Consider the following 15,891-nt stretch of genomic DNA (forward strand, 5'->3'; position numbering starts at 1 on the left):
TTATAGCTTATAAGCGATGCAAGTATAACAAATAGACGCTAACCCATGAGAAAATGATGAAAAACCCGAGCAAAAACACGGAAGCGAGCGTGCCTTTTAAAGGCGGTTCTTGATCTTTTGTTTTCATTTCTATTTTTTTGGTTTGTTGTAATTCTGGTTTTGCCATCGTTCTATACCTCCTCCCAAAAAATCATCCCAACTTCATCATACATAATCATTTGGAAAATGGTAGGTGTATTTTACTAGTTCACAAATTGTTCATTCCTCACTTTAACACTATAATAACCTTAAAAAATTGATATAACAGTGATTTTTCTCACATATGGCTGGGAGGAAATGTGAACATATTGTGAACATCGGCCTATCAGATGTAGTTTCCGATATGTTCCATTACCATATGAAAATCATTTTTTGATAGACGGCGTAATCGTTCTTCCCCTGGTATACGGAAAGCATGCTGATAAGCGTATCGTGAACGAATTCATTTTTTTCGATGGGATTTCCGTTCATTGCACATATAAATAAACGAACAATAAAAAACTTTTTCATAAAAAATGTTCGTAAATATATAAAAATAGCTTTCCAAATGGTAAAAATCATGCTATACTGCTAGTAACTTTATATTGCTGACTCACTCATATAATTGCAGGAATATGGCCTGCAAGTCTCTACCGGCCGACCGTAAATCGGCCGACTATGAGTGGCAATGTCAGAACGGGGTGATCAGATGAAAGCTGTATGAAGGCGTTCGTCTGGTCTGTTTTCTGCTTAAAAGACATTGCCTGACTCATGGAATGAGTGAGGCCAGTGTTTTTTAAGCTTTTTTGTTTTTAAAGGGGGAAATGGTATGCGCGAGTTAATAGAAAAGATTATAGAAGAAGGAGAAGTGCTTTCCGAACATGTATTAAAAGTAGATCGATTTTTAAATCATCAAGTAGATCCGCAACTGATGAAAAAGATTGGTGAAACGTTTGCGAACGCATTTTGTCATGAAGGGGTTACAAAGGTGCTGACACTTGAATCATCAGGAATTAGTCCGGCATTGATGACAGCGTATGAATTAGGTGTCCCTTTGTTAGTGGCGCGTAAACGAAAACCGGTTACGCTTTCCGAAAATTTGTATACGGCGAAAGTATATTCATTTACCAAACGAGAAGAAACGGAAATTTTCGTTTCCCAATCGTTTCTCCATCCTCAAGATCGTGTTTTAATCATTGATGATTTTTTAGCAAACGGTCAAGCGGCCTTAGGTTTGACAGATATCGTCGAGCAGGCGAAAGCCCATGTTGTCGGAATCGGCATTGTCATTGAAAAAGCGTTCCAAGACGGTGGGCAATTGCTTCGATCACGCGGATTTCGCGTTGTGTCGCTGGCGCGCGTTGCATCCATGAAAGACGGAACGGTCCAATTTGCTGAAGAGGTGATGTGTCAATGAAACCAATCCAATTAGCTTCACTAGGGATTCAACATGTGCTGGCAATGTATGCAGGAGCGATCATCGTTCCGCTTATTGTCGGCGGAACGTTGCAGCTGACGCCAGAGCAGTTAACTTATTTAGTCGCGATTGACTTGTTTACGTGTGGAATTGCGACGTTATTGCAGGTATGGAAAAACAAGTTTTTCGGCATCGGCCTTCCGGTCATGCTCGGCTGTACGTTTACGGCGGTCGGCCCGATGATTGCGATCGGCAAACAGTACGAATTGTCTGCGGTGTATGGGGCGATTATTGCGGCTGGATTATTCGTTGTTATTATTGCGAAATATTTTAGTAAGTTACGAGTTTTGTTTCCGCCGATTGTGACTGGATCTGTCGTTACGATCATTGGGCTTACGCTAATTCCGGCGGCGATGAATAATATGGCAGGCGGGCAAGGCGCGAAAGACTTTGGCGATATGACGAACATCGCTCTTGCGTTTGGCGTGCTTTTACTCATTGTTGTTTTATACCGCTTCTTTACGGGATTTATTCGCTCGATTGCCATTTTGCTAGGGATGATCGCAGGAACGATCGCGGCGGCATTCATGGGGAAAGTCGATGTCAGCGCGGTGGCGAAGGCTTCATGGATTCACATGCCGCACGTATTTTATTTCGGGGCGCCGACGTTTAATGGAACAGCGATTTTGACGATGGTGCTAGTAGCGGTTGTTAGTTTAGTCGAATCGACAGGAGTCTATTTTGCGCTTGGCGATATTTGCAACCGGAAATTGTCAGATAAAGATTTGGCAAATGGCTATCGCGCTGAAGGATTGGCGATGATCATCGGCGGTTTGTTTAATGCGTTTCCGTATACGACATATTCGCAAAACGTCGGTCTTGTCCAACTGTCAGGAGTAAAGACGCGGAAAGTCATTTATGTCGCCGGAATAATGCTGATTGTGCTCGGATTGGTCCCGAAAATCGCCGCGTTAGCGACCATCATTCCGGCACCGGTGCTTGGCGGAGCGATGCTGGCGATGTTTGGCATGGTCATTGCGTACGGAATCAAAATGTTAAGCCAAGTCGAATTTGCGTCACAAGAAAATTTATTTATTATTGCTTGTTCCGTTGGAATGGGGCTTGGTGTTACAGCGGTCCCTAACTTATTTGCTGAGCTGCCGGCAAGCGTTCGTATTTTGACAGACAGCGGCATCGTTGCGGGCAGCATAACAGCGATCGTGCTAAACATTTTATTCCATGTGTTGCCGTCGAAAAAAAGAGTACAATCTGTTCCGTCACTCCATGAACAACAAGTGTCCTAATAATCTTTTCTTCCTTTTAAAGTATCCAATATTATGTTAGAACGTCATCTACATTTTCTTATCAAAATTGGTAAGGAAATGGAGATGGCGCAGACTGTTGACAAAATCGACAAGCTAACCGCTTCCTTTTTGCAGGAAGCGGTTTTTTATGTAAATTGAATAAATGCAACGATTGGTAACAAGATAACAATAAAGGAAAAGTGAAAAAATCGAGGTGTTTTTATGCCAACGATCCTATCCGTTGGAATCGCAGCAATGCCTTATCAAGTAAACCAAGAGGAAACAAAACGGTATGTAAAGCAGTTATTTGCACATTCATTTTCCCATATTGATCAGCTATTACAGGTGTTTGAAAACGGAGAAATTCGATCACGATCGTTAGTGCAGCCGCTTGAATGGTATAAAGAGAAACATCGGTTTTCGGAGAAAAATGATGTATATATAAAAAGCGCAGTTCAATACGGGTGTGAGGCGATCCGAAAATGTTTGCAGCATCCGGTATTTTTACAAAAACCGATCGAGTATGATGAAATAGACGCGATTTTTTATATCTCCACAACAGGTTTGGCAACTCCAAGCATTGAAGCACGTATCATGAATGTACTGCCATTTTCTCCACATACGAAGCGCATTCCGATTTGGGGGCTAGGATGCGCAGGAGGAGCGGCGGGCATTGCTCGTGCATACGAGTATTGTCTAGCGTTTCCAAATGCGAAAGTGCTGATGATTGCGGCAGAATTTTGCAGTTTAACGTTTCAGCCAAATGATCATTCGAAAAGCAATTTAATTGGAACTTCGTTGTTTTCCGATGGTGTGGCATGCGTATGTGTCGCAGGGGACAAGGCGGCGGATGCACGCGTTCGCCCGCGCGTGATCGCAACGCAATCAGCACTCATGCCCAACTCGGAAGAAGTGATGGGCTGGGATATTCGCGATGAAGGGTTGTTCGTTATTTTTTCCAAAGATATTCCTTCTCTTATCCGGTCTTGGTTAAAGCCGCAAGTACAATCGTTTTTACAAAAACATCGTCTATCGATCAGCGACATTGGCCATTTTGTTGCCCATCCAGGCGGAAAAAAAGTCATCGAGGCATACGAAGATGCGTTTGGGATCGATAAAGAAAAAACAAATGAATCATTTCAGGTGCTTCAGGAGTTTGGCAATATGTCATCCGCGACCGTATATGTTGTGCTGGAGCAGTTTATGACAAAATCGATTCCGTCCGGCGACTATGGATTGATGGTTGCGCTCGGTCCAGGATTTAGCGCGGAAATGATATTGCTCAGGTGGGAGTGATGGAGACGATGTTTTATCTTTTCTTTCTTTTTATTGTCACCGAGCGCATCGTTGAGCTAATGATAGCAAAACGGAATGAACGAATATTAAAGGCAATGGGGGCAAAAGAATTCGGTGTTCGCCACTATCGCTGGATCGTCATCATGCATATATTGTTTTTCCTTTCATTTGCCGCAGAGTCGTTGTGGAGGGGGGCTGAGCTTTCCCCATGGTGGCCGTTCCTTTTCAGTTTGTTTATCGTTGTGCAAGGATTGCGGGTTTGGACATTGCGGTCACTCGGGCGGTTTTGGAATACGAAAATTTTAGTGCTGCCAAATGCAAAAGTGGTTGCGAAAGGACCGTACCGCTGGCTTCGTCATCCAAATTATTTGGTTGTTATCCTCGAAATGTGGCTCATTCCGATGATGTTTCAAGCTTATTGGACAGCGTTTATTTTTTCCACTGCAAACGCGGTCATGTTGCCGATTCGAATATATGCGGAAGAAAAAGCGTTAAAGTCTTTGACCAATTATGCGGATCAGTTTGGCAAGCGTCCGCGCTTTTTGCCGTTTCGTCCCGTCAAATAGATGACGGGATTTTTATATTTTTTGTATTGGGAAAAGTGCGTAAATACAGTAAAATGATTGTATATGATATTAAGGCGAGGGGTTTGAATATGGGATCAGTTACTCAGCAAACATCGTTAATGCCATGGTTAAAAAAAATCATCGACGTGTACGATGCGTTTGTTGCTCATGGCGATGAGACAAATGCCAAAAAAGCGAAGCAGCTGCTTGAAAAAACGGCGAACGAACAATTCGCCATCGCCTTTTGCGGTCATTTTTCCGCGGGAAAATCGAGCATGATTAACGCGCTTCTTGGCGAACCGTTATTGCCATCCAGTCCGATTCCGACAAGCGCCAATCTTGTGAAAGTGAAATCAGGACAAGAATACGTGCGGGTGTTTTACAAGCATGAACCGCCGGTGGAGTACAAACCGCCATATAACCTTGAGCTTATTCGCGCTCAATGTAAAGACGGAGATGCGATTGAACTAATCGAAGTAAGCCGGCAAACATCGCGCATTCCAAACGGAATTGTGATGATGGATACGCCGGGAATCGATTCCACCGATGATGCGCATCGGCTTGCGACCGAATCGGCGCTTCACTTAGCGGATGTGGTGTTTTATATGATGGATTACAACCATGTGCAAGCGGAACTAAATTTTCAATTTACGAAAGAATTAACGAACTACGGAAAAACGTTATACCTCATTGTTAATCAAATCGATAAACATCGTGACAATGAGCTGTCGTTTCACGAGTTTCGCCAATCCGTCGAGGAAGCGTTTCGAAAGTGGGGCGTAAAGGCAGAGCAAATATTTTTTACCTCTTTGAAAGCACCGGATGATCCGCATAACGAATGGAACGAGCTAGTCGAGTGTTTTCAGAAGCTTTTCCGTGAAAAAGACGAACGTCTTTTGTATGGTGTGGAGATTGCGTTGAAGCGGCTTATTGACGAACACGTTCGCTGGCTTGAGGAGAAAGATGCGGAGGAAGAAGAAGCGATCCGAGCACGCCTTGCTGCACTGGGAAGTGATGAAACGGAAGAAGAACAAATACGAAAGCGCCTTAACCAGATGCAAGAGGAACTCGAGCAGCTGGAAGCAGCCCATATGAACTTGGAAACAGAATTTCGCAAAGAGTTAGATCATATTTTGGAGAATGCTTATATCATGCCGTTTGAAACGAGGGAACTCGCGAAAGCGTATTTGCAATCCATGCAGCCGGATTTCAAAGTCGGTTTTTTATTTACGAAAGGAAAAACCGAACAAGAACGGGCAAACCGGTTGCAAGCGTTTTATAAAAACGTAAAAGAAAAAGCGGTTTCGCAAATCGAGTGGCACGTTCGCCAGCTGTTGATCCGTTTTCTCAAAGAACACGATATAGAGGATTCCGTCCTGCTAAATCAATGTCAGCAATGGACGGTGGATTGGGAAGCAGACGTTTTAAGCGCACTGGTGAAAAAAGGAGCGGGCGCAACCGGAGAAGCCGTTCTGAATTATACGAACGATGTTGCTTATGAAGTAAAAAAGCGATACCGAAATGTGGCAATGCAGTTATTTGAGAGATTATTATCGAAATGGAGAGAGCAAACAGAAGGAAAACGCCGTCATCTGGAGGAACAAATTGCGTTGGAAACAGAAAAATATGAATGGATCGAACGGCTTCACCATCTTCAAAAAACGCGCAAGCAGGTGCATGAAAATTTTGTTTGCTTGCTGGCGTCCGACCGCATTTTAGAAGATAGTGATGACAAGCGGCTTGCGGAGTTGACCGCTCCGCCTGTGATGAGAAAGCTGGAATCTTCAGCGCTGACGGTTTCTTCGAAACAAGATCACGAAAAGAAACGTCCGCACATTCCAGAGCAAGCGCTCAGTCAGGGGAAATCTGCGCGGCAAAAAATACAAAAAACGACAGAATGTATACGACAAGTGGTAAATATCATCACTGGATTAAATGGGATGAATCGATTTATCCACGAATTAACGGAGAAAGCCGATCGCTTGGAACATCGCACCTTTACGGTTGCTCTTTTTGGAGCGTTCAGCGCTGGGAAATCGTCATTTGCTAATGCGCTTATTGGAGAGAAGGTGCTGCCGTCATCTCCAAACCCAACGACAGCGACGATTAATAAAATTGTGCCGCCTACAGAAGAATATCCGCATGGTACCGTGATCGTCCAGGTCAAAAGCGACAAGCAGCTTTTTTCAGACGTTCAAGCTTCGCTCCGCTATTTTCATATGAACGCGGAAACGTGGGACGAAGCGCTTGCGATGTGCGAAAAGATAGCGGACTTGCAGGAGGCCGGTGCGCATGAAAAACCGCATTATTCTTTTCTCCAGTCGGTTATTTCCGGTTTTGAACGCATGAAAGACCACCTCGGCCGCAAGCTACGCATCAGGCTCGATGAATTTGCTCAATATGTCGCCGAAGAAACGACCGCTTGTTTTATCGAATCGGTCGAGCTGCATTATGACTGTGAGCTCACACGCCAAGGAATTACGCTTGTCGATACGCCTGGAGCGGATTCCATTAATGCCCGGCATACGGGAGTGGCGTTCGAATATATTAAAAACGCCGACGCGATTTTGTTTGTCACCTATTATAACCATGCGTTTTCGAAGGCGGATCGCGAATTTTTAATCCAACTTGGACGCGTCAAAGATACGTTTGCGATGGATAAAATGTTTTTTATCGTCAATGCCGCGGATTTGGCTCATTCAAGAGAGGAACTCAACGCAGTATTGGCGTATGTGGAAGAACAGCTTGCTCAATTTGGCATTCGTTTTCCGCGCCTTTACGCACTTTCCAGCCGTTTTGCCATTGATGAAAAAACAGGCAAAAAAGCAGATGGAGGATACGGTTTCTTAACGGAGTCGGGAATTCAGCCGTTTGAAGAAGATTTTACTCGATTTATTACGGAAGAATTGACGGAAGTAGCGGTCAGAGGCGCATATGCCGAAATGAAGCGCGCGCTAAAGACGCTTCTTGACTATATTGATGCCGCACAGCAAAGCAATGAGGAAAAAGCCGCAAAACAACGCGCGCTTTCGCAAGAGCAAACGGCGATTCACAAGTTGCTTGATTCTGTCGCCATTGACCACGACGTACACGCCATGAAACAAGAAATTGCCGAGCTCGTTTATTATGTAAAACAGCGCGTATCATTCCGTTTCAACGACTGGTTTAAAGAATCGTTCAATCCGGCTTCACTGCGCGACGACGGCCGCGATATTCGCCAAGCGCTTCGAGCGTGTTTAGAAGAATTGCTACATTCTGTTGGGTTTGACTTGTCGCAAGAAATGCGTGCAACAAGCTTAAGAGTCGAACGGTTTTTGAAGGAGCGCCTTCATGAACAATTTGTCGATCTATGCAACAAAATCGAACAGATTCATAAAGGAGTACCCCTTTCTTCTTTAGAAACGATTTCGTTTGCTACTCCAGAATTTCCGCTCGGTTTTGAACAAATCGATGAAGCAAGATTTTCGAAAGCATTGTCGATGTATAAAAACGCAAAATCGTTTTTTGAACGGGATGAAAAACGCTATATGAAAGAAGAAATAGAAAAACAAATACAGCAGCCAATCGACGATTACGCCGCTCGACAAGAACAACATATGTTCCAGTTTTATAAAGAGCAATATGAAGCGGCAGTCAAAGAGTTTATCGCTTTTCTTGCAAATCAAGTCGATGACTATTTTTCCGGACTGCAGGCGACACTAAGAGCCGAAGTCGATGTCGAACAACTGCGCGAATGCGCGCGGCAGCTGGCGGGTTTATTGGAGGAACAAGAATGAGGGATTTCATTCAACATGAATTAACAAAGATCGAGAAACAGCAATCCGTTCGCGTATTATATGCATGTGAGGCGGGAAGCCGGGCATACGGGATAGATACGAAAGAAAGCGACTATGACGTCCGGCTTATTACGATAAAACCAGTTCGTTCGTATTTAACCGTTTCCGAGCGGCCACAGACGTGGAGTGATTCGACTCCACCCATCGAATGGCATAGCTGGGACGTTTTTAAAGCGCTTCAGCTTTTCCAAAAATCAAATCCGTCGCTTTATGAATGGTTTTCCTCCCCGATCATTTATGCAAAAGACGATGATTTTTATACAAAAATGAAAGAGATGATCCGACAGTATTATTCATTGCAAAGTCTGGCTTATCACTATCATTCGTTGACAGTGAAGAATGCCAATTTGCTTAGAAAAAAGGGAATAGGAAGCAAAGTGTATATCAAAACGTTTGTACAAACATTGCGCGGGGCATTGGCTTTACATTGGATCATGCGGTATCATGCGTTTCCGCCGCTTCCGCTTTTCCAACTGGCGGATGGGGATGAATCGATCATGGAGCTTATTCGATTGTTGCGGCAAGCGAAAGCAGAAAAGCGGATGGATTTTTCCTTCGCATTACCTGCAAAAATATTATCCGTCATCGATATGGAACGGTCGGCGCTTAAGCGGCTGCCAGACAAAAAAACGGTCGACGCTCGTTTGCTCGATGAATTCGTATGGGAGCTTTTAGGAGTTTGAACTTGGGCTGCACCTTGCCCATTTAAAAGTGGGAGTCTTCTATAAAGGGGAGAGACGATGACTCGGTTTCACGCATGCGCTACTTGCATTCATTACGGGATTCAAAAAACGGATAAAGGACTTTATACTTATTGTCAACGGCTTGGTTACAAAACGAAACCATATTATCAATTCCGGTGTTGGACGCCAAAACCGCACGTTCGCGTTTTAATGGAAAAGGAAAAAGAGAAAGGGAGATTCTAATGAGTGAAGTACATGAAGCGATTACTGCCCATATCCAAAAACAGCATGCGGTCATTAAGCGTTTTGTGCAATTAGAGGCGGAACGAGAGCGCTATATTGACGAAGCAGTTGCGCTTTGCCAAAACGGTTTGCCGTTTACGGTGACAAAAATCAACGAAATAACGAAGGAAATGAACGAATTAGCAAAGCACGGTGGCATGCCGCAACGGAAATACGTAACGGTTGAAATGGTAAAAGAATATGTGGAACGTTTAACAAAGCAAGGAGGAACAAAATGAACTATATTGTTTCACATGAATGGCTCGCAGAACGGCTCGATCACGATAATGTCCGCATTATTGACTGCCGCTTTTACCTTAATGATCCAACTCGGGGATTAAATGAATATAGAAAAGATCATCTTCCTTTCGCATTATATTTTGATTTAGAAAAAGATTTATCCGCGCCTGTCGGCAAACATGGCGGACGGCATCCGCTTCCGACTGTTGAAGAGTTGGCAGAGAAGCTATCAGCGGCAGGAATTGATGAAACGGTTACGGTTGTTGCATATGATGACCAGGACGGGGCGATGGCTTCACGGTGTTGGTGGCTGCTTCGCTATCTTGGGCATGAGCGTGTTTATGTCTTAGACGGAGGTTATACAAAATGGAAAGAAGCGGGGTATCCAGTCACAGCGGAGGTTGTTGCCGTAAAACCGCGATCATTTCAGCTTCGCCTTCAGCCTTCGTGGCTAGCGACTGTCGATGACGTGCGCCGTGCGGTTCAAGAGTCATCGGCGATTATTATCGATTCACGGGAATGGAAGCGATACGCAGGCATAGAAGAACCAATCGACCGCATTGCAGGACATATTCCGGGAGCCCTCCATATGTTTTGGAAAGACTGTGTGACGAACGAGGGATATTGGAAAAGTCCGCAAGAACAAGCGGAGCGCTTTTCCGCAATCAAAAAAGATGCTTCCATCATCGTGTATTGCGGTTCTGGGGTGACGGCATGTCCAAACGTGCTTGCGTTGAAAGAAGCAGGTTATACGAACGTACGATTGTATGCTGGAAGCTGGAGCGATTGGATTTCCTATCCAGAAAATCCGATTGCGACAGGGGAAAAATAACAAAATAATTTTTTCACCTTTTACCTATACTACCGATGTACCCTTGTTGCAAAGGAGGGAGTCGCATGGGTCGCACGAAACTTGGCAATGCCAACGCACAACGCAATAACAACGCAAAGCAAAAAAACGGTTTTAATAATGAATTTGCTTCCTATGCGGAAGTAGAAGCGAAAAAAATGGAAAACGAACATAAAAATATCCGCTAATCTAAATGGGGCTGTCCTATGGACGCCCCATTTTTGCTTTTTTTCCTGGTCATTTTATGTTTTAATAAACGTAGCGGGAGGGAAATCAATGAAAAAATTCATTGTCGCTATATTGCTGCTTGCTATTACTGGATATAGCATTTGGAATGCGTTGGCAGCAGAAAAAGCAAAGGAAGTCGGTCTTTCTGTAGGTAACGCTGCGCCCGATTTTTCGTTGCAGACATTGAATGGCCAAACGGTACATTTATCTGATTTTCGCGGAAAGCCGGTAATCGTCAATTTTTGGACAACATGGTGCCCGCCATGTAAAAAAGAAATGCCTGATATGGAAAAATTTTATAAAGCCTATCATTCTGACGTGGAATTGCTTGCTGTTCATTTAACGTCGCAAGATACTCGTGAAAATGTAAAGTCATTTGTCAATGAATATCAACTATCGTTTCCAGTCGTGTTGGATGAAAAAAAGAAAGCATTAGAACTATATCATATTCAAACGATTCCAACATCGTATATCATTGATAAAGATGGCGTCATTCGCAAAAAAATTGTCGGTCCGATGACGTATAAACAAATGGTGGAAATAACAGCGGCATTCCGTGAATAAAAGCATCTTTCTTAACGGAAAGGTGCTTTTTTATTTGCAACATAAAATTTTTCGAAAAGTTGTAATAATTTTCAGCTATTTTGGGAATTAATGAAATTAAAATAATAATTGAGGGGAGGGCTAAGAAATGAGAAGAACCCGTAAAATGACATTTCAAGAATTAATTATGGAAAATAAACGTCAATTACTCAATGACCGTAAAGCAATGGAAAAAATCGAAAAAAAATTGGAAGAACGCATGTTAAAAAAAGCAGAATAAGCCATGCATAGCGATCATCCGGGCGGACAGACTAGATGGTGAGGAGGCGAGGTACATGAGCAATCCGAGGGGAAACCCAAAATATTTCAATCCGAACCATCTAGGCACCCAACCTCGTGCCGCTGGAGGAAATAAAGGGAAAAAAATGCAAGATCAATCTGGGCAACATGCTCAAGTGATTCAAACAAAAGGCGAATAGACACCGAATGACAATCACGAAGGAGGAAACGTGATGGCACATCATCGTCCTAAACCGGATGATCGTAGCGATAATGTAGAAAAATTGCAAGATATGGTACAAAACACAATTGAAAATATCGAAAAGGCTGAAGAGACAATGCAATTCGCTTCTCCAGAAGAGCGAGAAAAAATCGCTGAAAAAAACAAACGGCGCGAAGAAGCGATTGCAGCAATGCGTGCCGAAATTAAAGATGAGGCAACGGCACGCGAAAACGGCTATCGATAATATAGACAACGGAGTGATCCTGATTGCAGGATGACTCCGTTTTTTTTCTAATAAAACATGGAGTATGATAAGATATAGTTGTATACACGCAAGGATAGTAACGGAGGGAGAACTAATGAAAGTCGCTGAAAAACAAATTGAAGTACGTTATGCGGAAACGGATCAAATGGGGGTTGTTTATCATGCTAATTATCTCGTTTGGATGGAAGTCGGCCGAACAGAGCTGATCAAACAGTTAGGATTTCATTACGCCGATATGGAGAAAGAAGGAATTATTTCTCCAGTTGTCGATCTTCAAGTATCGTACAAAAAACCGCTTCATTATGGGGAAACGGCGACTGTCCGTACATGGATTGATGCATATGACGGCATTCGTGTGACATACGGTTATGAAATTTTGACACCGGATGGAGAAATTGCCGCGACGGGAAAATCTCAGCACGTTTGTGTAAAACGCGATACGTTTCGCCCGATTGTCATTCGCAAATATTTCCCGGATTGGCATGAAGCATACGAACGTGCGAAAAAGTAAGGAGATACATACTATGGCTTTTGGAATTCGTAGGCAGGAATTAATCGAATGGAAGGAGAAGGTAAAAAAAGGGGAAATCGCGTTCTTAACTCATTATTGGTATGACGAACGGTTTCCACAATATACGACAGTAACAAAAGTCGGCTGTTCGGATGTAGAAAAACTTGCGGCATGGGGAGAAAAATACGGATTGCGAAGAGAATGGATTCACCAGCGTGAGTTGTTTCCACATTTTGATTTGCTTGGAGAAAAGCAAATCATGATTTTGCGGCAAGAGGGATTGTTTGATCATCTTGAGCGGTTTCGTTTGGTGAGTAAAGGGGAGGGGAAACGGTGAATTTAACTAATTTGAAAGAGATGGGGAAAGGAACGTTGTTAGAAGCATTAGGTATTGAGATTATAGAGTTAGGAGAAGGACGTGTCGTAGCGACGATGCCCGTTGACCATCGCACACATCAGCCGTTTGGGCTTCTCCATGGCGGTGCTTCCGTAGCTTTGGCAGAAACAGTTGCGAGCATCGGTGCATATGCGCTCATCGATCAAGAAACTGAAAACGTTGTTGGCTTAGAAATTAACGCCAACCATATACGCGCTGTTCGAAATGGCACTGTCACTGCTACAGGCACCGTTCTTCATCGAGGAAAGACGACAATGGTATGGGATATTAAAATCGTCGATGAACAACAGCGGCTTGTCTGTGTTTCTCGCTGCACGATCGCCGTTATTAAAAAAAGCTAGCCTTTTCAAAAAAGTGCTAGCTTTTTTTTGCTTCAGCAATATGTTTTCGTTTCGTCATGAGAAGCGGGAGCGATCAGTCGATAATAAATACCGGTTCATTTGCCTGCTCATTGAAATCGATGGTTAAGTTATGGCCATCAAAATACCATATGTCGCCATCCTCTATAAAAAAGGTGATTCCACCGACCTTTGTTTGCGCTCCTGGTTCTACAGGCTCATCTTTTGCCACACCAAGTGAAAATCCTTTTTGTATGGTGCTGCATCCACCGTAGCGTGCGAAAAAGCGAACAGCATCCCCCTCTTGCAAGTCAAGTTCTTCTTTGTACCATTCAAATGCTTTTGGCGTCAAAATAATGTCCATTTTTCACCCTCCTCATCTTTATTATAAATGGAGAAAATCATTATGTAAAAAATCGTAATGCGACTAAATCGTGTCCAGTTGGCAAAAAGTAAAAAGAGAAATAAGAAGGAGGACTAAAAATGGAGAAAAAACACTCGTTTCCACTGAGCTATGAATCCGATGGAGTGATGGGAAAAAAATTAAAAAAACGATCCAATAGCCGCAAAACGGAAAAAAGTGATCGTGATTTTTTCAACACCACACCATCAAGCGAATAAAGTAGCCAGTAGGCTGCTTTTTTCTTTAGAAAACTACTATACAAATGCGCCAATCAACGTTATTATAATCGAGGAGTATTTTTTACGAAAGGAGTGACGTTTTCGTATATGAGTAGTCGAAGTTCGAGTGAACCAGAGCCGGAATATAGCGAGGGAGCATTGTCTTCTTCTTTTTCGATCATTGAGCTACTCATCGTACGAAAACGGGCTCCGATCGGAAAAGGAGAGGCGCAAACTTCCTCGCGGTGAAAAGGAGGAAGGATGCGTATGATGAAAATGTATTTATCGGATGCAAACGGAAAAATGAGAGAGATCGATGAAATTCAAAACGGCTGCTGGATTAATTTGGTAGCTCCGACAGAAGACGAAATCCGTTATATTGCTAATCATCTTGACATTCCAATCGATTCAATCACAGATGCGCTTGATGATGAGGAACGATCACGCATAGAAAAAGAAGATAATCATGTATTGATTATTGTTGATATTCCCATTGCCGCAAATGATGAAGTAGATGGTCCGATGTATGAAACGATTCCGATCGGCATGATTATTACGAATACGTGCTTCATTACTGTCTGTCTGCAGCAAAATCCGATTTTCGAAGAGTTTTCGAAAAACAAAATTAAAAACTTTTACACGTTCATGAAGACACGTTTTGCTCTGCAAATGCTATATGTGATTTCCACTTATTATTTGCGTTATTTAAAACAAATTAACCGCAGAACGACGGAAATCGAAAAAGAGCTTCATCAATCGATGAAAAATAAAGAATTGCTTTCGCTCCTCAGTGTGGAAAAAAGCTTAGTCTATTTTATGACGTCGCTGAAGGCGAACAATATTGTCATGGAACGGCTATTGCGTCTGAATTATTTGCGCATGTACGAAGACGATCAAGATTTGCTGCAAGATGTCATTATCGAAAATAAACAGGCGATTGAAATGGCGGAAGTATACAGCAGCATTTTAAGCGGAACGATGAACGCGTTTGCTTCGGTCATTTCGAATAACTTGAATATTGTAATGAAGTTTTTAACAGCGATTACGATTGTGATTTCCTTGCCGACAATGGTTGCAAGCTTCTATGGCATGAACGTGCCGATTCCATATCAGCATTCACCGTATGCATTTATGGTGGCGATGTTGATTGCTGGTTTGTTATCGACCATTACTGCGCTTATTTTTTGGAAAAAGCGATATTTTTAATTGCCAAAAGGGCTGCCTGTTATGTTTCAGGCAGCCCTTTCTTTTTGGATGAGGCCATTCCGCCGGAAAGCACAAATTTCATTGCTTCTTCCGGCTTCATATCAATGACTTCCACTTGTTCTTTCGGCACTAAAAAGGTAATGCCCGCTACCTGGAACGTTTGCGGAATATAGACAGCGACATGGCCTTGGAGCGGATTGAGCCAGTTTGCGACTTCTTCTGACGTGATAAATCCGATGCATTTCATTCCTGTATTAGGCAATTCCACCAACACTACTTTTGAAAAGGACCGTTTTTCGCCGACAAAAGAGGTGATGGTATCCTTTATTACCGAATAAACCGTTTTAATTAACGGAATGCTTTCTAACAGGCGATCAACAAGCCGAATGATTTTGCCGCTAATATATTGTGTGGATAACCAGCCGAGAACGGTAATAAGAATGATCGTACATAATATTCCGATTCCCGGTATGTAATCATCTTTGAAATATGGCCGTACGTAGCTGCCAAGCAGTCCATCAAAAAATGCAAATACTTTATAGCATACATATATCGCTAAAATAATCGGCACAAATGTAATCACACCGTTAATAAAATTTTTTACGAAAAACTTCATCCGCGTTCCTCCCTCTCTTTTTGTTACTTTATCAACTTATCAGTTTTTATCTGTGAAAACAAGATAGAAAAATGACGAACATTATTTATATATACATGAATAAAAGTTCGTATTTTATATTGACGAGAAGGAAAATAATTGATATAGTTACAAATGGAATACGGGAAGTGGG

Annotated in this window: 23 protein-coding genes and 1 riboswitch; of the genes, 20 read left to right on the forward strand and 3 right to left on the reverse strand. The window is 42.8% G+C overall.

The window, feature by feature from the left end; translation table 11 throughout:
- Window positions 1–7 precede the first annotated feature (7 nt).
- Window positions 8–166 (reverse strand): cytochrome c oxidase subunit 2A, encoded by a 159-nt coding sequence (locus tag QSJ37_RS00860; RefSeq protein WP_483313570.1) that lies wholly within the window; start codon window positions 164–166, stop codon window positions 8–10.
- Between the two features lie 449 nt (window positions 167–615).
- Window positions 616–717, forward strand: a riboswitch (purine riboswitch).
- Between the two features lie 130 nt (window positions 718–847).
- Between QSJ37_RS00860 and QSJ37_RS00865 the strand changes: the two genes are divergently transcribed.
- The 17 genes from QSJ37_RS00865 to QSJ37_RS00945 all read left to right on the forward strand — a co-directional run bounded on the left by QSJ37_RS00865 (window position 848) and on the right by QSJ37_RS00945 (window position 13,279).
- Entirely contained in the window at window positions 848–1,435 is a 588-nt protein-coding gene (locus QSJ37_RS00865; RefSeq protein ID WP_143415392.1) for a xanthine phosphoribosyltransferase, read from the forward strand.
- Window positions 1,432–2,739 (forward strand): nucleobase:cation symporter-2 family protein, encoded by a 1,308-nt coding sequence (locus tag QSJ37_RS00870; protein ID WP_285752802.1) that lies wholly within the window; start codon window positions 1,432–1,434, stop codon window positions 2,737–2,739. Before QSJ37_RS00865 ends, QSJ37_RS00870 begins: the two co-directional genes overlap by 4 nt.
- 222 nt (window positions 2,740–2,961) lie before the next feature.
- Complete coding sequence (locus QSJ37_RS00875) at window positions 2,962–4,035, forward strand: type III polyketide synthase (RefSeq protein ID WP_285752804.1); 1,074 nt, start codon at window positions 2,962–2,964, stop codon at window positions 4,033–4,035.
- Entirely contained in the window at window positions 4,035–4,601 is a 567-nt protein-coding gene (locus QSJ37_RS00880; RefSeq protein WP_143415398.1) for an isoprenylcysteine carboxyl methyltransferase family protein, read from the forward strand. The genes QSJ37_RS00875 and QSJ37_RS00880 overlap by 1 nt, the downstream gene beginning before the upstream one ends.
- A gap of 89 nt (window positions 4,602–4,690) precedes the next feature.
- Entirely contained in the window at window positions 4,691–8,377 is a 3,687-nt protein-coding gene (locus QSJ37_RS00885) for a dynamin family protein (RefSeq protein WP_285752807.1), read from the forward strand.
- Complete coding sequence (locus tag QSJ37_RS00890; protein ID WP_285752810.1) at window positions 8,374–9,120, forward strand: nucleotidyltransferase domain-containing protein; 747 nt, start codon at window positions 8,374–8,376, stop codon at window positions 9,118–9,120. The genes QSJ37_RS00885 and QSJ37_RS00890 overlap by 4 nt, the downstream gene beginning before the upstream one ends.
- Window positions 9,121–9,177: 57 nt before the next feature.
- Window positions 9,178–9,363, forward strand: coding sequence for a hypothetical protein (locus tag QSJ37_RS00895; protein WP_285752811.1), 186 nt, complete (start codon window positions 9,178–9,180; stop codon window positions 9,361–9,363).
- Entirely contained in the window at window positions 9,363–9,641 is a 279-nt protein-coding gene (locus tag QSJ37_RS00900; RefSeq protein ID WP_285752814.1) for a YpbS family protein, read from the forward strand. The genes QSJ37_RS00895 and QSJ37_RS00900 overlap by 1 nt, the downstream gene beginning before the upstream one ends.
- Window positions 9,638–10,474, forward strand: coding sequence for a sulfurtransferase (locus QSJ37_RS00905; protein ID WP_285752816.1), 837 nt, complete (start codon window positions 9,638–9,640; stop codon window positions 10,472–10,474). The genes QSJ37_RS00900 and QSJ37_RS00905 overlap by 4 nt, the downstream gene beginning before the upstream one ends.
- A gap of 65 nt (window positions 10,475–10,539) precedes the next feature.
- Window positions 10,540–10,680: a hypothetical protein gene (locus QSJ37_RS00910; RefSeq protein WP_285752819.1), complete on the forward strand. Its 141-nt coding sequence runs from the start codon at window positions 10,540–10,542 to the stop codon at window positions 10,678–10,680.
- An 88-nt stretch (window positions 10,681–10,768) separates the two neighbouring features.
- Window positions 10,769–11,284 carry a redoxin domain-containing protein gene (locus tag QSJ37_RS00915; RefSeq protein ID WP_285752821.1) on the forward strand — a complete coding sequence of 172 codons (516 nt, stop codon included), beginning with the start codon at window positions 10,769–10,771 and terminating at the stop codon, window positions 11,282–11,284.
- Between the two features lie 127 nt (window positions 11,285–11,411).
- Complete coding sequence (locus QSJ37_RS00920; RefSeq protein ID WP_285752823.1) at window positions 11,412–11,543, forward strand: FbpB family small basic protein; 132 nt, start codon at window positions 11,412–11,414, stop codon at window positions 11,541–11,543.
- A 55-nt stretch (window positions 11,544–11,598) separates the two neighbouring features.
- On the forward strand, window positions 11,599–11,742 hold the full coding sequence (locus tag QSJ37_RS00925; RefSeq protein WP_015864061.1) for an acid-soluble spore protein N: 144 nt from the start codon (window positions 11,599–11,601) through the stop codon (window positions 11,740–11,742).
- Between the two features lie 33 nt (window positions 11,743–11,775).
- Window positions 11,776–12,009, forward strand: coding sequence for a small acid-soluble spore protein Tlp (gene tlp / locus QSJ37_RS00930; protein ID WP_285752829.1), 234 nt, complete (start codon window positions 11,776–11,778; stop codon window positions 12,007–12,009).
- 115 nt (window positions 12,010–12,124) lie between these two features.
- Window positions 12,125–12,541, forward strand: a complete 417-nt coding sequence (locus QSJ37_RS00935; protein WP_285752831.1) for an acyl-CoA thioesterase — start codon at window positions 12,125–12,127, stop codon at window positions 12,539–12,541.
- A gap of 13 nt (window positions 12,542–12,554) precedes the next feature.
- Window positions 12,555–12,878, forward strand: a complete 324-nt coding sequence (locus QSJ37_RS00940) for a hypothetical protein (RefSeq protein ID WP_285752834.1) — start codon at window positions 12,555–12,557, stop codon at window positions 12,876–12,878.
- A gap of 20 nt (window positions 12,879–12,898) precedes the next feature.
- Window positions 12,899–13,279, forward strand: coding sequence for a hotdog fold thioesterase (locus QSJ37_RS00945; protein WP_285754713.1), 381 nt, complete (start codon window positions 12,899–12,901; stop codon window positions 13,277–13,279).
- Between the two features lie 73 nt (window positions 13,280–13,352).
- On the opposite strand, the gene QSJ37_RS00950 is transcribed toward QSJ37_RS00945, so the two are convergent.
- Entirely contained in the window at window positions 13,353–13,640 is a 288-nt protein-coding gene (locus tag QSJ37_RS00950) for a HesB/YadR/YfhF family protein (protein WP_285752836.1), read from the reverse strand.
- A 119-nt stretch (window positions 13,641–13,759) separates the two neighbouring features.
- Between QSJ37_RS00950 and QSJ37_RS00955 the strand changes: the two genes are divergently transcribed.
- The 3 genes from QSJ37_RS00955 to QSJ37_RS00965 all read left to right on the forward strand — a co-directional run bounded on the left by QSJ37_RS00955 (window position 13,760) and on the right by QSJ37_RS00965 (window position 15,103).
- Window positions 13,760–13,897, forward strand: coding sequence for a hypothetical protein (locus QSJ37_RS00955; protein ID WP_285752838.1), 138 nt, complete (start codon window positions 13,760–13,762; stop codon window positions 13,895–13,897).
- 108 nt (window positions 13,898–14,005) lie between these two features.
- On the forward strand, window positions 14,006–14,146 hold the full coding sequence (locus tag QSJ37_RS00960; protein WP_285752840.1) for a hypothetical protein: 141 nt from the start codon (window positions 14,006–14,008) through the stop codon (window positions 14,144–14,146).
- A gap of 18 nt (window positions 14,147–14,164) precedes the next feature.
- Window positions 14,165–15,103 carry a magnesium transporter CorA family protein gene (locus QSJ37_RS00965; RefSeq protein WP_285752843.1) on the forward strand — a complete coding sequence of 313 codons (939 nt, stop codon included), beginning with the start codon at window positions 14,165–14,167 and terminating at the stop codon, window positions 15,101–15,103.
- Window positions 15,104–15,122: 19 nt separating this feature from the next.
- Here QSJ37_RS00965 and QSJ37_RS00970 read toward each other — a convergent pair whose 3' ends face one another.
- Window positions 15,123–15,719: a DUF502 domain-containing protein gene (locus QSJ37_RS00970; RefSeq protein ID WP_285752845.1), complete on the reverse strand. Its 597-nt coding sequence runs from the start codon at window positions 15,717–15,719 to the stop codon at window positions 15,123–15,125.
- Window positions 15,720–15,891: the final 172 nt, after the last annotated feature.

It is taken from the genome of Parageobacillus sp. G301 (genome assembly GCF_030268025.1).
Lineage (GTDB): Bacteria > Bacillota > Bacilli > Bacillales > Anoxybacillaceae > Parageobacillus_B > Parageobacillus_B toebii.